General features: G+C 70.0%; 25 protein-coding genes. 13 read left to right on the forward strand and 12 right to left on the reverse strand.

Annotated features, from left to right (window positions below; translation table 11 throughout):
* Window positions 1-19 precede the first annotated feature (19 nt).
* The 12 genes from ACTHM3_RS07530 to ACTHM3_RS07585 all read right to left on the reverse strand — a co-directional run bounded on the left by ACTHM3_RS07530 (window position 20) and on the right by ACTHM3_RS07585 (window position 5189).
* Window positions 20-310, reverse strand: a complete 291-nt coding sequence (locus ACTHM3_RS07530; RefSeq protein WP_440405498.1) for a hypothetical protein — start codon at window positions 308-310, stop codon at window positions 20-22.
* Window positions 307-618: a hypothetical protein gene (locus ACTHM3_RS07535; RefSeq protein WP_440405499.1), complete on the reverse strand. Its 312-nt coding sequence runs from the start codon at window positions 616-618 to the stop codon at window positions 307-309. Before ACTHM3_RS07535 ends, ACTHM3_RS07530 begins: the two co-directional genes overlap by 4 nt.
* Window positions 615-896, reverse strand: a complete 282-nt coding sequence (locus ACTHM3_RS07540; protein ID WP_440405500.1) for a hypothetical protein — start codon at window positions 894-896, stop codon at window positions 615-617. The genes ACTHM3_RS07535 and ACTHM3_RS07540 overlap by 4 nt, the downstream gene beginning before the upstream one ends.
* Before the next feature lie 384 nt (window positions 897-1280).
* On the reverse strand, window positions 1281-1772 hold the full coding sequence (locus tag ACTHM3_RS07545) for a hypothetical protein (protein ID WP_440405501.1): 492 nt from the start codon (window positions 1770-1772) through the stop codon (window positions 1281-1283).
* Complete coding sequence (locus tag ACTHM3_RS07550; protein ID WP_440405502.1) at window positions 1772-2041, reverse strand: hypothetical protein; 270 nt, start codon at window positions 2039-2041, stop codon at window positions 1772-1774. Before ACTHM3_RS07550 ends, ACTHM3_RS07545 begins: the two co-directional genes overlap by 1 nt.
* Complete coding sequence (locus tag ACTHM3_RS07555; RefSeq protein ID WP_440405503.1) at window positions 2038-3240, reverse strand: hypothetical protein; 1203 nt, start codon at window positions 3238-3240, stop codon at window positions 2038-2040. Before ACTHM3_RS07555 ends, ACTHM3_RS07550 begins: the two co-directional genes overlap by 4 nt.
* 2 nt (window positions 3241-3242) lie before the next feature.
* Window positions 3243-3503 carry a hypothetical protein gene (locus ACTHM3_RS07560; protein ID WP_440405504.1) on the reverse strand — a complete coding sequence of 87 codons (261 nt, stop codon included), beginning with the start codon at window positions 3501-3503 and terminating at the stop codon, window positions 3243-3245.
* Window positions 3500-3676: a hypothetical protein gene (locus ACTHM3_RS07565; protein ID WP_440405505.1), complete on the reverse strand. Its 177-nt coding sequence runs from the start codon at window positions 3674-3676 to the stop codon at window positions 3500-3502. Before ACTHM3_RS07565 ends, ACTHM3_RS07560 begins: the two co-directional genes overlap by 4 nt.
* Window positions 3673-3834: a hypothetical protein gene (locus ACTHM3_RS07570; protein ID WP_440405506.1), complete on the reverse strand. Its 162-nt coding sequence runs from the start codon at window positions 3832-3834 to the stop codon at window positions 3673-3675. Before ACTHM3_RS07570 ends, ACTHM3_RS07565 begins: the two co-directional genes overlap by 4 nt.
* Window positions 3831-4508 carry a hypothetical protein gene (locus ACTHM3_RS07575; RefSeq protein WP_440405507.1) on the reverse strand — a complete coding sequence of 226 codons (678 nt, stop codon included), beginning with the start codon at window positions 4506-4508 and terminating at the stop codon, window positions 3831-3833. The genes ACTHM3_RS07570 and ACTHM3_RS07575 overlap by 4 nt, the downstream gene beginning before the upstream one ends.
* Before the next feature lie 17 nt (window positions 4509-4525).
* Entirely contained in the window at window positions 4526-4714 is a 189-nt protein-coding gene (locus tag ACTHM3_RS07580) for a hypothetical protein (protein ID WP_440405508.1), read from the reverse strand.
* A gap of 319 nt (window positions 4715-5033) precedes the next feature.
* Complete coding sequence (locus ACTHM3_RS07585) at window positions 5034-5189, reverse strand: hypothetical protein (protein WP_440405509.1); 156 nt, start codon at window positions 5187-5189, stop codon at window positions 5034-5036.
* Window positions 5190-6561: 1372 nt separating this feature from the next.
* On the opposite strand from ACTHM3_RS07585, the gene ACTHM3_RS07590 reads away from it, so the two are divergent.
* The 13 genes from ACTHM3_RS07590 (at window position 6562) to ACTHM3_RS07650 (ending at window position 11539) form a co-directional block, all read left to right on the forward strand.
* On the forward strand, window positions 6562-6786 hold the full coding sequence (locus tag ACTHM3_RS07590; RefSeq protein WP_440405510.1) for a hypothetical protein: 225 nt from the start codon (window positions 6562-6564) through the stop codon (window positions 6784-6786).
* Window positions 6783-7199 (forward strand): hypothetical protein, encoded by a 417-nt coding sequence (locus tag ACTHM3_RS07595; RefSeq protein WP_440405511.1) that lies wholly within the window; start codon window positions 6783-6785, stop codon window positions 7197-7199. The genes ACTHM3_RS07590 and ACTHM3_RS07595 overlap by 4 nt, the downstream gene beginning before the upstream one ends.
* Window positions 7196-7549, forward strand: coding sequence for a hypothetical protein (locus ACTHM3_RS07600; protein WP_440405512.1), 354 nt, complete (start codon window positions 7196-7198; stop codon window positions 7547-7549). Before ACTHM3_RS07595 ends, ACTHM3_RS07600 begins: the two co-directional genes overlap by 4 nt.
* Window positions 7546-7764 carry a hypothetical protein gene (locus ACTHM3_RS07605; RefSeq protein ID WP_440405513.1) on the forward strand — a complete coding sequence of 73 codons (219 nt, stop codon included), beginning with the start codon at window positions 7546-7548 and terminating at the stop codon, window positions 7762-7764. Before ACTHM3_RS07600 ends, ACTHM3_RS07605 begins: the two co-directional genes overlap by 4 nt.
* On the forward strand, window positions 7761-7958 hold the full coding sequence (locus tag ACTHM3_RS07610; protein WP_440405514.1) for a hypothetical protein: 198 nt from the start codon (window positions 7761-7763) through the stop codon (window positions 7956-7958). Before ACTHM3_RS07605 ends, ACTHM3_RS07610 begins: the two co-directional genes overlap by 4 nt.
* A 106-nt stretch (window positions 7959-8064) precedes the next feature.
* A complete protein-coding gene (locus ACTHM3_RS07615) occupies window positions 8065-8505 on the forward strand; it encodes a hypothetical protein (RefSeq protein WP_440405515.1) in 441 nt (146 codons plus the stop codon).
* A 1-nt stretch (window position 8506) separates the two neighbouring features.
* The gene (locus ACTHM3_RS07620) at window positions 8507-8995 is read left to right on the forward strand and encodes a hypothetical protein (RefSeq protein ID WP_440405516.1); all 489 of its coding nucleotides are present in this window, start codon (window positions 8507-8509) and stop codon (window positions 8993-8995) included.
* A complete protein-coding gene (locus ACTHM3_RS07625; RefSeq protein WP_440405517.1) occupies window positions 8992-9486 on the forward strand; it encodes a hypothetical protein in 495 nt (164 codons plus the stop codon). Before ACTHM3_RS07620 ends, ACTHM3_RS07625 begins: the two co-directional genes overlap by 4 nt.
* Entirely contained in the window at window positions 9483-9722 is a 240-nt protein-coding gene (locus ACTHM3_RS07630; RefSeq protein WP_440405518.1) for a hypothetical protein, read from the forward strand. Before ACTHM3_RS07625 ends, ACTHM3_RS07630 begins: the two co-directional genes overlap by 4 nt.
* Before the next feature lie 9 nt (window positions 9723-9731).
* Window positions 9732-10070, forward strand: a complete 339-nt coding sequence (locus ACTHM3_RS07635) for a hypothetical protein (protein WP_440405519.1) — start codon at window positions 9732-9734, stop codon at window positions 10068-10070.
* Window positions 10071-10233: 163 nt separating this feature from the next.
* The gene (locus tag ACTHM3_RS07640; RefSeq protein ID WP_440405520.1) at window positions 10234-10605 is read left to right on the forward strand and encodes a hypothetical protein; all 372 of its coding nucleotides are present in this window, start codon (window positions 10234-10236) and stop codon (window positions 10603-10605) included.
* Complete coding sequence (locus tag ACTHM3_RS07645) at window positions 10602-10760, forward strand: hypothetical protein (RefSeq protein WP_440405521.1); 159 nt, start codon at window positions 10602-10604, stop codon at window positions 10758-10760. Before ACTHM3_RS07640 ends, ACTHM3_RS07645 begins: the two co-directional genes overlap by 4 nt.
* Window positions 10757-11539, forward strand: coding sequence for a hypothetical protein (locus ACTHM3_RS07650; RefSeq protein ID WP_440405522.1), 783 nt, complete (start codon window positions 10757-10759; stop codon window positions 11537-11539). The genes ACTHM3_RS07645 and ACTHM3_RS07650 overlap by 4 nt, the downstream gene beginning before the upstream one ends.
* The last annotated feature ends 1 nt before the right edge of the window (window position 11540 follow it).

Here is an 11540-nt window from a genome sequence, read left to right on the forward strand (position 1 = left end):
TGGTCACAGCTGCCCTGCTCTAGCGCAGGGCCTCCTTGAAGGCGGCCAGGCGGTCGCCGGCGTCGTCACGGGCCGCGAACACGTCGTCCATCGGCACGTCGGGGAAGTCGTCCTCGTCCTCGTCGAACTCGCCGCGGGACGCCTCGATCTGGTCGAGCAGGTCGTCCACGTCGGCGAGGGCCTGCAGGCGGACCAGGTGGCCCGTGATGCCGTCGGCCGCGTCGCCCGAGAGGCGGGATCCGCGCTCGCCCGCCGAGTTCATGTAGGCGGCGTGGTTGCTGAGCGCCTGGATCATCTCGCTCGTGGTCATCGGTGCTCCACCTCCACGCGGTCGATCGGGGCGCGGTAGCCGAACATGCCCTCGGCGTCCGAGAACTGCGCGAAGTAGCCGTGCAAGTCGTCGCCCTCGTGTTCGAGCACCTCGACCGCCTCCTCGGGGGTCAGCACGTCCCAGTTGTCGACGTCGGGCGTCGAGGTCACGGAGAAGCCGAGCAGCGTGACCCGCCCGATTTCGCCGCCGTCCGTCACCTTGGTGTCGGCGTACCAGCGGTGCGGCCGCGGGACCTTGAACTCGTCGTCGGCGGGGCTCTGGTAGTGGATGGTGAGCACGGCGCTCATCGGTCCTGGTCCTCCTTGGTGCCCTTGACGAACGCCTCGGCGTCCTCGTAGTCGGCGTCGCCGTCGTAGTGTTCGGGCCAGCGCTCGACCTCCTCCATGAGGCTGCGCAGCGCCTCGATCGGCGTCCCGCCGAAGGCGATCGCCAGCGAGTCGTCGCGGCGACCGCGCTCGTCGACCGTGGCCAGCTGGGCGGTCCACGGGTTGTCGGTCGCGCCGGACTGGCGGTCGAGGTCTTCGATCGTGAGCGCGTAGCGGGTGGTGCGCGGGGTGGTCGGCATGTGCCCTCCTTGGGCGTCGAGGTGGGAACCGCTACGTCGGACACGTAGCTGGCTAATTCGGAGCTTTCGCTACCCGGAACCGTACACCTACCGCGCTACTTTAGCGGGCTATTTCAGGTAGCGAACTTCTCGGAAGTAGCGCTTTCTGGGGCGCTACGTGTCCGATGTCGCGGTTTCGGGGGTCCGCCCTTGGGCCCGTGGATGCTGGGGAGGGCGGGGGAAGGATCTTCTCTCTTCTACTCTTTTAGCTACTTCTATACGTACATGAATAGCCAGGTAGTGAGAGTGAGCGTGTAGGTGGTGGCGGTGGGGGCCGCGAGAGGGGCCGTCGGGGGGCGAGCGGCGTGCGCTGCACAGCCCCTCTCGCGGGGTCTGGTGGTGGGGTCAGCCGAAGATCGGCTCGCCCCAGAGGAGCGTCTGCAGGACGAGGTCCACGGTGTTCTGGTCGCCGTCCACGTCGTCGAACTCCCCGGCGAGGGTGCCGATGTAGAAGCCGGTGTCGTAGTCGGTGCCGTAGCGGTCCTCGTCGACGAGCTTGCGCATGGCGTCGATCACCTGCTGGGGTGTGTAGCTGTGCCCGTCGCCGGCGAGGGGGCCGTCGATGACCTCGTACTCGGGGTCCACGCTGGGGATGATGGTGACGACGCCGTCGGGCTCGACGTAGACGTCGGTGATCCACGGCCAGTAGGCACCGGCGTGGTCGAGTAGGTGCGCCTCGACGTCGAACCCGTCGGGGATCGGCGCGTGGCTCGGCTCGGCGGGCGTGGTGAGGTCGTGGTGCTCGACCTGGGCGATGACGACCGGGGGGTCGTTGGGACCGGGCCCGAGGGCCGCGACGGTGTAGTCGCGACCCGCGGGGTGATCGGCTCGTGCCATCAGTCGACGTTCCCGCCGCGGCTCCACGCGCGGGGCTCGGCCTGGCGCTGTCCGGTGGGGACGCGGTTCGGCTTCTCGACCGAGGCGGCGATCGTGAGCAGGTTGTCCTCCTGCTCGGCGGTCAGCGCGGCGGGCGGGGTCGCCGTGGTGGTGGCCGGGGCCGGGGTGGCGACCGGGGTGGGGGCGGTGACGGTGAGCATCATGCTCCTCTCTGTGAACTCGGCGGCGCCGAGGTTGGTGGGTCCCGATGTCAGCGGCGTGGTGGTCACGCCGACACCGGGACCGTGTTCTTGACGACGAGGTGCCAGGTCTTGCGGTCGCCCATGGTGACGCGCTTGTGGTCGGGGCGGCGGCCGGCGGGGTCGTGGGTGAGGGTGCCGCGGGCGTAGGTGAGCGTCTTGCGGCCGGATCGGATGATGGCGACCTCGGTCGCCTTGTGGTTGGTGCCGAGGATGTGCTCGCCCTTGCTGATGGTCGCGCCGTCGTGGCGGAGCCGGGAGAGGTTGAGGGTGGGCATGGGGACGGCGAAGATGTCGCCCTGGCGGGAGATGTCGCGGCCCATGCGCTCGGCCATGAGGACGGTGGTCGGTTTGAGCGCGTCGTACGCCGCGGTGACCGTGGTCTCGGACATGCGGGGTAGCTCGCAGAAGAAGTACGACGGGCGGGTCTCGCCGCGGTCGAAGCCGGAGAGGAACTTGGCGGTGCGGGTGCGGGTGACGGCGGTGCGTCCGCGGCCTCCGCACTGCTGGCACGACGGGACGGGGTAGGTCTCGTGGTGGCCGACGCGGTGGCGGTACCAGTCGTCGTGGCCGTAGTCGAGCTCCGGGCCGAAGGTGGGGAGCGCGACGCCGCGGGTGTCGTCGCCGAAGACGCCGGCGCCCTTGCAGCGGGTGCAGCGGACGGTGGTGCTGTAGCGGATGGCGGCCTGGATGAGCGACTCGCCGAGCCAGTGGCGGTAGACGGTGCGCTCGAAGCTGCCGTCCTCGAGGCGGTCCCAGGTGGTGCGCCCGCCGGGGCCGGACCTGTAGACGGTGTTGCCCCAGTAGTCGGTGCTCTCGCGGATGCTGGGGTCGTCGGCGGGGGCGGTGACGACGGTGGTGGTGTAGGTGTCGGGGGTGATGTCGAGGGGGCGGATGGTGTCGCGCTGGATGCCTGCCTCGTCGAGGACGGTGAAGGGGATGATGAGCACGGGGATGCCGTTGTCGCTGACGGCCTGGCGGACCATGCTCTGGTGCTTGGACGTGGTGACAGTGCCGTAGTTGTCGCCGTTGACGAGGTAGAAGAGGGCGGAGCCGTGGCGGTCGCGGACGATGCGGGCCATCTCCCACCAGCCGTAGCTGAGGATCCGGTCTCCGGCGATGCCGACGCGGGCCTTGTCCTCCTGCGAGCGGGTGAACTCGCGGTCGCCGCCGTGTGCTCGGGCGGCCCAGGCGTTGATGATGTCGCGGTTGCTGATGTAGCTGCTCATGGTCAGGCTCCGATGATCGAGTCGAATGCGGCGGTGGCGAGGATGATCCCCAGCCAGATGACGAGGAGACCGAGTCCGGCCGTCGCGGTGAGGGCGACGAAGCGGAGCGCGGTCTGGGTGCGGCGGGCGCGGATGCGGGTGGCGCGGTCGGCGATGGTCTCGGGGTCGGGGAGCCAGCGGAGCTTGGGCTGGGCGGGCTCGACGATGGTGAGGTGGCGGGGCCTGCCGGGGTGGTAGGTCGCGGCGGACTTGAGGTTGCTCATGCTGCGTCGTCCTCTCGGATGATCGGGAAGGTGAAGCCGTGGGGGATGCGCACGGCGTCGCCGGTGTGCTCGCCCTTGGTGACGATGCGGTCGGCGCTCTTGCGGGCGTCGAGGATGCTGCCGGTGCCGATGACGCGGATGGTGCCGTCGGTCGGGCGGGTGGCGACGATCACGGGCGGATGACCTGGCCGGTGCGGACGTCGGTCACGGTGCCCTCGGGCCAGTCGGGGCAGTCGTCGGCGTGGACGACGGTGTAGGGCTCGCGGCCGAACCGGCAGCGGTCGCCGGGCTTGTACGCGGGGTAGTCGTCGAGCTGCTCGTCGTCCATCATGCGGGGGCCGTCCCGGCCATGAGCGGGTGAAGGGTGGGGCGGCCGTACTCGAAAGCGAGGGCGGACTCGGCGGCGTACTCCTGCCCGTAGAAGCCCCAGCACTCGATGGTCTCGTCCCATCCGCTGAGGTCGTCGGGGATGTCGGTCTCGTCGTCGACGCGGGCGTCGTTGACGGCCCAGCCGATGCCGTAGACGTCGCCGTCGAGGTAGGCCTGGACGTCCGCAGTGAGGTTGTCGCGGTCGAGGGTGGCGTCACGGTCGATGCCCATGGCCTCGCGCCACTCGGGGGTGTCGAAGACGACCGCCCAGGTGTACTGGTCCACGGTCGAGCGCAGGTGGTGGACGGTCGCGCCGTGGAAGATGCGGACGAAGCGGTCGGCGTACTCCTCGGCGTCCACGGTGCGGGTGACGCCGTAGGGGTGCTCGGCGCGGGCTCGCTGCCAGGCGTCCTGGATGGTGTCCGCGCCGACGGGGACGGGCTGCGCCCAGCCGATCGCGGTGAAGTTGGCGCGGGTGCCCCACTCGTAGCCGATGAGCGTGGGGGCGGTGGCGTCGTAGTCGGGGGCGGACGGCTCGGGGTCGAGGGTGACGACGGCGACCATGCGGGGGTCGTCGGTCTCGTGCCAGAGGGTACGGTCGTTGGCCTCGTGCCAGTCAGCGAATGCGTAGGGCATGGTCGTGCTCCGATCGGTTACCAGCGCCCGTGGGCGGCGGGGTTGGGGTTCAGGCCCTCGAAGTGCCAGGCGCAGAGAGGCCTGCCGTTGAGGGTGTGGGTGGCCTCGACGAGTGCACCGTCGTGGTCGGTCGAGTCGCAGAATGCGGCCACGCGGGGCGACTGGTGGTCGCAGCTGGTGGGGGTGGCGCAGAAGTCGATGCTCATGGTCGTGCCTCCGGTGTGGGAGTTAGCCCGCTATTCGCGGGTCGTGCCCTGGTCGGTCGTGAGCCGGCGCTGTCTGGTGGTAGGCCAGGGCTGGGGGTCGCTACTCGGGGGCGTAGCGATTTAGTGGGCAGAGTACACCCACGGCTGGGGTCGTCAAGCGGGGAGGCTGAGGACGATCTTGTGGATGGCGTCGGCGATGAGGGCCGCGGCGAGGCCGATGCTGACGATGAGCAGGCTGACGCGGGTCACCGGGTGCCCCCGCGCTTGATGCGGCGGGCGGCCTGGCGGGCGAGGGTCTCGCGCTTGGTGAGGGCGGTCATCAGCGCACCACCGTGTAGGTCTCGTCGAGGTCCGCGAGGGGGAACGTCTCGCCGGAGCTGGTGCGCACGAAGGTATGCGTCACCTTCTCGACGGTGCCCGCGGAGCGGTCGTCGGCGGTGAAGACGGGGCGGTGAAGCAAGCGGCTGCGGGTCATGGTGGTGCCCTCCTCGTGGGCGTTGGTGTGTGGCGGTGTGCCGTGCCCCCGGGCGGGTCCGGGCCGTGAGCACGCTGTACGTGCATCCCGGGGGCGCTGTGCCGCTGTGATCCGCGGCGCGATCCCTAGCCCGACCCTGGCGGGTTCGTTCGGCTAGGCCTTGAAGATTCGTTGTGCATGTTGAGTTGTCGTATCCGCCTCACGGCCCCTGGGGGCGGCACGTCTCTTGACGTTCAGGCGGTCAGTGTCAGGTCGGCCTGCAAGCCGTTCGGGGCATGGCGTGCCCGTCTATTCGGGGTGCGATTGCTCACACCGTCAGCGCCCTGACAAGGGGCGCGGTCGCACCGGTTCTCACGTTGCCGGTCTACGCATCCGTATCGGTTCCCGTGGCCACTCTCGTGCCGGGATTCCTGCCTATGGCGGGCGTCGCTACGTGGGCCGGATGAGGCCGGTAGCGCTGGCATTTAGCCCGCTATGGTCCGCTGTTGAGTTCTACGCCAGGGGCCTGGCGATCGTGGGCGTCTCAGCCCGCTGTTGGACGGTCGTCCTCCTACGGGTGGTCGGACTCTTGAGCATGTGCGTCTCCGGGCAATCCCGGGCCGTTCTGCGAACATCCGAGCCTGTAGGGCTCTGACCGGACGGGCCTGCTTGCATCAGGTCCCACGTCCAGCCTCACGATCGGGTGGGCTCCACTTGCAGGTGGCGCACCCGCCCATTCGCGCTTACTCCCCCGGCTTTCGCTGGTGAGCGTGTTGGATACCCGGTTGCCCGGGCCTACTGTGACCTTTCGGCCGGTTGTTGCTGGGTTTCACTCTCTCATATCGCTAGCAGCTTGTCAAGTTCAGCTAGCGGGGCATGTTGTGGGGACGTTCGCATTTAGCCGTGAGGCGCACTTGGTCAGGGCCCCATGGGGGATGACCTGTGATTCCCTATGCCCCATGCGTCACTAGGTCAGCATGGGCGATATTCGGTTGAGCTTCGCTTCCCGGCTAGGTGCTCCGTTCGGCGATGACCTAAGCATGGCACAGCACTAGCCGAATGCGCAAGCTAGCTAGCGAAATTGATGATCGCAAAGACTCACGCGCACATAGCGCACACATCACACGCGAGCGCAACGCGCACACACATGCACACGCATCACGCGCGCGCACGAGCACACCCACGACGCGCACCCCGCGGACACGGGCCGGGAACGCACAGAGGACGCGCGCGCGGGATGGGCGCGAAGAAAGACCTCGCGCACGAGCACCCCAGATAGCGATTTTGGGCGGGGGCGTTGGTGCGAAAAAATTCCGCCTAATCGTCGCAACACTGCCCCACTTGCCCCACAGGTTGCTGGCTAATCGCGCCGCTCCGTGCCAGCATCCCCTCCATGTCCGTCCACGACCAGTACGCCCGCCCCGTCATCCGCGCGACGCCCGATGGCGGCTTCCGCGTCTTCCTCGTCCCGCCCAGCGGTGACGACGAGTACGTCGGCTACCGCTCCTCGCTGACCCGGGCCACCAAGCTCGCCGAGCGGGCCACCAAGCGCCAGCACCGCGACGTCAGCCGCTACATGCGCAACGCCACCCGCATCCCCGCGGAGTTCCGCCGGTGAGCACCCCGATCGTCGCCGACGCCGGCGAGCCCGGACACCGCATCCTCGTCACCCTCGAGCGCCCCCTCGCCCTCGGCGACAAGATCCGCTTCCACGACACCGGCACCGCCGACAAGCGCTGGTGGTGGGAGGTGCAGGGCGTCAGCGACCGCTTCGTCATCGCCACCCACCAGGCCGGCTTCGCCCCGAAGGGCGAGTACGCCTACACGATCATCGACTGGCGCGACAACGTACGCGGCCCCTGCACCCTCCTCGGCAACGGCTGGGACTTCGGCCCCGACCTCCGCGACGGCGCCCAGCGCCTCCTCGAGTCCCTCGGCGGATCCGTCGCCGTCGGCCGCGACATCAGCATCAAGGTCGAGGTCTCCCGCCGCCGCAGCTGCCCCCTGGGCACGATCGAGCTGCACCCGTGAGCCTCGCTGAGGGCCTGGCGATCAACCTCGGCGCCGCCGCCCTGCTGCTCGGCTGGACGACCTTCCTGCTCGCCCGCGACCGCCGGCGCGAGCGCGAGGGCCGGCTCGAGTGGAAGGCCAGGTACTTCGAGCTGCTCGAGAAGCAGCCGGCGTCCGCCGATGCCGCGCAGAAGGAGCAGCCGGCAGAGCCGGCCATCCCCGCGCCGCCCGCCGCCACCCACGCCAGCGACTCCGCCTCCCAGGTCGAGCTGTCCTACCCGCATATCTACCTCGGCGACGAGCTGCCCGGTGTCCACGTCCGCACCCGCAGCTTCCCCATCGGCTTCACGATCAGGCAGGACCCCCGATGACCCGCCCCGTCACGCTCGTCGCCAAGGTCGGCTACCCCGCCGGCAGCCACCTCGCCTGCGCCGAGGAGGCCGTCGAGCACTATCACGAGGAGTTCATCACCGTCGGCGATCCCCTCGCCTCCCAGATCCGCAAGACCGTCGACCAGATGAAGCACGTCAGCCTCTACACCCCCACCAAGCCCGAGCCCGACATCCACGAGAGGGACTGCGAATGAGCCGCACCTACACCCGCACCGCCCACGGCGAGACCGGCGGCACCCCGCAGCGCCTCGGCCTGACCGTCGAGGTCACCGAGTACGCCGCCGGCGAGCACCGCTTCTGCTACCAGGAAGCCGACCGCCACGTCCACGAGCGCTACATCCGCGAGGACCGCCCCGGAAACACCGGCGCCCAACGCGTCACCGGCTAGCGCGACACGCCGGCAGAAATTTGCTGGCTATCTTCCTGGACAACCTGCCCCGGTTGCCCCACTCTGTCCACATACCCAAATAGCCCGCTAAATGAACCGGAGCACTGTGAGCGACACCACGCAGGACCCCCAGGCCGCCGGCAAGGCCCTCCTCCACGGCAAGATCGACATGGCCGAGAAGCTCGGCATCGTCGACGCCCACACCGCCCACCGCGGACACCTCGAGGTCGACGCCCTCACCCCCGAGCGCGTCATCAGCCAGCCGACCCAGCAGGAGTGGATCCAGCTCATCCGCATCGAGCGGAACCTGCAGGTCGAGGCCGGCTACACCCAGGAGCACGACGACGAGCACGGGCCCTTCCACCTCCTCAACCAGGCCGTCGAGTACGCCCGCCTCAACAAGCCCGTCGAGTCCAGCGCCCTCATCGTCGCCGCCATCCAGCTCCTCCACCGCATCTTCGCGATCGCCGACGCCGAGGGCCCCATCGACCCCGACGAGCACGCCAAGCAGCAGGCCGAGGCCGACGCGACCGTCCAGGAGGCGTGACGTGGAGAACCCGAACCTCACCGCCGCCCTGCAGTCGCTCCGCGAAGCCGGCATCCCGCAGGACGGCCTCGACGAAGCCGCCGAGACCCTCCGCAAGCTCGGCGGCAGCATGGAGGACGCCACCGAGCAGCTCCGCAAGCTCGGCAACCCCGCCCCCGCGAACGACCGCCGCTCCCGCCGCGCCGGCCAGCGCCACGCCATGGCCAACGCCCGCCGCACCCAGCTCGACGCCATCCGCCGCGAGACCCTCAACCGCCGCGGCGTCCTCCCCGACGCCCGCGAGTACGCCCGCATCGAGAAGGCCCGCCGCACCATCGCCGGCATCAACTCGAGCGGCATCCTCGAGCAGCTCGGCATCACCCCCGTCCCGTCCACCGCGACGCCCGCCACCCCCGAGCTGCAGGCCGAGTTCGACCGGCTCGCACCCGACACCATCGACGCCCAGATCGACGGCGAGACCGTCACCCTCACCAAGGAGCCCGCCGCGTGAACATCGCCCGCCGCATCCGCATCGCCGGCGTCATCGTCGCCGCCGCGTGCCTGCTGACCGTCATCACCGGCTGCACCCAGCAGACCCAGAACTGCACTCCGCAGGCTCAGGACGAGACCAGCATCTACACCCCGCCGCGCATCCCCGCGCCGGCGCCGCGCCCCGCGCCCGTCGTCCCGCGCCCCGTCGCGCCGAGGCCCGCGCCCGCTCCGAAGCCCGTCGCCCCGAAGGTCACGACCCCCAAGCCCGCCCCGAAGGCGCCCAAGGTCACCACCCCCGCCAAGCCGAAGCCGGCCAAGCCCGCCCCCGCGAAGCCGACCAAGCCGAAGAACACCACCCCGAAGCCGGCCCCCGCGCCGCACACCGAGCACCACACCACCGTCGTGCACCAGTGGGGCATCTACCCGACCTGGTGGCCGATGTGGTGGCCGATCTGGCTCGGCGGCTACGGCAACCAGGCCCCCGCCGCTCCCGTCTGCAGCGCCCGATGACCCGCCGCACCGCGCGCGCCCGCCGCCCGATCGCGCCGCTCGTCATCTTCGCCGTGCTCGCGCTGGCCCTCGTCGCCCTCATCATCGTCGGCGTCAAGACCGGCACCCTGCAGAGCACCCACGACACCCACGTCGTGTACGTCCCCGCCGGCGGCAGCCGCGTCCTCCCCTGCGTCGAGCAGTGGGGCAAGGTCGTCGGCTGCGACTGGACCACCCTCAACATCGACGCCAGCTAGGAGCCCACTGTGACCGACAAGATCAAGCTCACCCGGGACCTCGTCGCCCAGCCCGGCCTCATCCTCACCCTCGACGGCATCGCCCGCGAAGCCCTCGAGAACGCCCGCATGCACGCCCGCGTCGACGAGCACAGCCACACCCTCGAGCTGCGCGCCACCGTCGGCTACCAGGTGCTCAACGTCATCTCCCTCGACCGGATCGGCGACGCGAAGCAGGGTCCCGAGGAGTTCATCACCATGAACGCCGAGAACGTCGCCGCCCAGCTGCGCCGCGACGTCTTCGCCCTCGGCTTCAAGGCCGCCGCCAGCCACCTCCTCGAAGCTGCGACCTTCGGCCGCATCCGGTGAGCATCACCCCTCCGCCGCCCGGCTGCCGCCTCTGCGGCACGCCCATGACGCGGATGCTCGACGGCCAGACCAGCGCCTGCCCGCGCTGCGATTCCGTCCCGCCCCAGACCGTCCTCGACGAGCGCGCCCACCGCCGCGCCACCCGACCCGAAGGATCCCCCGAGTGACCGACACCACGCCCGAACAGCCGGCTATTGACGTCGCCGACCTGGTCCCCAGCCTCGACCCGACGTTCCCGCCGACCGCGCACACCCGCTACCCGCGGACCTGCCACGCCCTCGCCTACTTCGGCATCCACCCCGGCTACGTGCTCGAGGACGACTCGTTCCACGACGACGGCTACGACTCCCTCTCGATGACCGCCGCCGGACAGCGCGCCATCGACCCGAAGACCAAGAAGGTGCTCCGCATCCGCACCACCTGGCCGACGGACAACGCCAAGACCGTCATCGAGGCCGCCTTCGCCGAGGACAAGGCCCCCACCGGCGAGTACATCGACTGGGTCAAGGCCTTCCCGAAGCTGGTGGCCGCGTGAAGAACAGCAACCCCCGCTTCGCCATCCGCGAGTTCAAGACCGGCAGCGTCGTCGAGTTCGCCGCCGACTACGAGGCCGGCTTCCAGCGGTGCATGCACCTCTACCTCAGGTCCGACCGCCGCAAGAGCTACTACGTCAAGGAGATGGACGCGTGACCGATCTGCAGGAGCTGGCCGTCTTCGACCTCGAGACCACCGGCGTCAACGAGGTCGGCGACCTTATCGTCACCGCCTACGTCGGCCACCTCGGCGCCGACGGCGAGGTCATCCGCTCCCAGGAGTGGCTCGTCGACCCGACCGCCTGGGCTGTCGCGCACGGCGACGCCGGCGCCGACATGACCCGCACCAACCTCGCGGCCGCCGCCGAGGTGCACGGCTGGACCCTCGACCGCCTCGCCGCCGACCCGCGCACCCGCCGCGACCTCGACGATGTCGTGCGCGAGATTGCCGGCCTCATCTGGGCGCTCTGCGGCGACCTGCAGGGTCCGCGACTGCCTCTCGCCGGCCACAACCTCGCCTTCGACCTCACGATGCTGCAGGCGCACCTGCGCCGCGCCGGATCCGGGATGTTCCCGTTCGGCGGCAGCACCGGCGTCTGCGTCCTCGACAGCGCGGTCCTCGACAAGAAGTTCAACCGCTTCGTCCGCGGCTCCGGGCAGCGCAAGCTCACCCCCACGGCCGCCCGCTACGGCATCGAGCTGACCGAGGAGCAGGCCCACGACTCCTCCTTCGACGCCATCGCCTCCGGCCGTATCGTCCAGGCGGTCCTCGAGAAGCACGTCAGCCACCGCGACTTCGCCGCCCTCCACGACGCCCAGGTCATCTGGCGCCGCGAGCAGCAGACCGACCTCGAGGCCTGGTTCCACCGCCCCAAGCCCAAGGGTGGCGGCGAGCCGAACCTCATCCTCCCGAAGGAATGGCCGGTGCACGTCTGAT

Source organism: Pseudolysinimonas sp. (assembly GCF_051954455.1).
GTDB lineage: Bacteria > Actinomycetota > Actinomycetes > Actinomycetales > Microbacteriaceae > Pseudolysinimonas.

Excerpts from the sequence above, each read along its gene's own strand:
- ACTHM3_RS07530 (WP_440405498.1), bottom strand. The coding sequence starts at position 310 with ATGACCACGAGCGAGATGATCCAGGCGCTCAGCAACCACGCCGCCTAC.
- ACTHM3_RS07630 (WP_440405518.1), top strand. The coding sequence starts at position 9,483 with ATGACCCGCCGCACCGCGCGCGCCCGCCGCCCGATCGCGCCGCTCGTC.
- ACTHM3_RS07580 (WP_440405508.1), bottom strand. The coding sequence starts at position 4,714 with ATGAGCATCGACTTCTGCGCCACCCCCACCAGCTGCGACCACCAGTCG.
- ACTHM3_RS07575 (WP_440405507.1), bottom strand. The coding sequence starts at position 4,508 with ATGCCCTACGCATTCGCTGACTGGCACGAGGCCAACGACCGTACCCTC.
- ACTHM3_RS07555 (WP_440405503.1), bottom strand. The coding sequence starts at position 3,240 with ATGAGCAGCTACATCAGCAACCGCGACATCATCAACGCCTGGGCCGCC.
- ACTHM3_RS07590 (WP_440405510.1), top strand. The coding sequence starts at position 6,562 with ATGTCCGTCCACGACCAGTACGCCCGCCCCGTCATCCGCGCGACGCCC.
- ACTHM3_RS07570 (WP_440405506.1), bottom strand. The coding sequence starts at position 3,834 with ATGATGGACGACGAGCAGCTCGACGACTACCCCGCGTACAAGCCCGGC.
- ACTHM3_RS07585 (WP_440405509.1), bottom strand. The coding sequence starts at position 5,189 with ATGACCCGCAGCCGCTTGCTTCACCGCCCCGTCTTCACCGCCGACGAC.
- ACTHM3_RS07605 (WP_440405513.1), top strand. The coding sequence starts at position 7,546 with ATGACCCGCCCCGTCACGCTCGTCGCCAAGGTCGGCTACCCCGCCGGC.
- ACTHM3_RS07610 (WP_440405514.1), top strand. The coding sequence starts at position 7,761 with ATGAGCCGCACCTACACCCGCACCGCCCACGGCGAGACCGGCGGCACC.
- ACTHM3_RS07560 (WP_440405504.1), bottom strand. The coding sequence starts at position 3,503 with ATGAGCAACCTCAAGTCCGCCGCGACCTACCACCCCGGCAGGCCCCGC.
- ACTHM3_RS07535 (WP_440405499.1), bottom strand. The coding sequence starts at position 618 with ATGAGCGCCGTGCTCACCATCCACTACCAGAGCCCCGCCGACGACGAG.
- ACTHM3_RS07540 (WP_440405500.1), bottom strand. The coding sequence starts at position 896 with ATGCCGACCACCCCGCGCACCACCCGCTACGCGCTCACGATCGAAGAC.
- ACTHM3_RS07545 (WP_440405501.1), bottom strand. The coding sequence starts at position 1,772 with ATGGCACGAGCCGATCACCCCGCGGGTCGCGACTACACCGTCGCGGCC.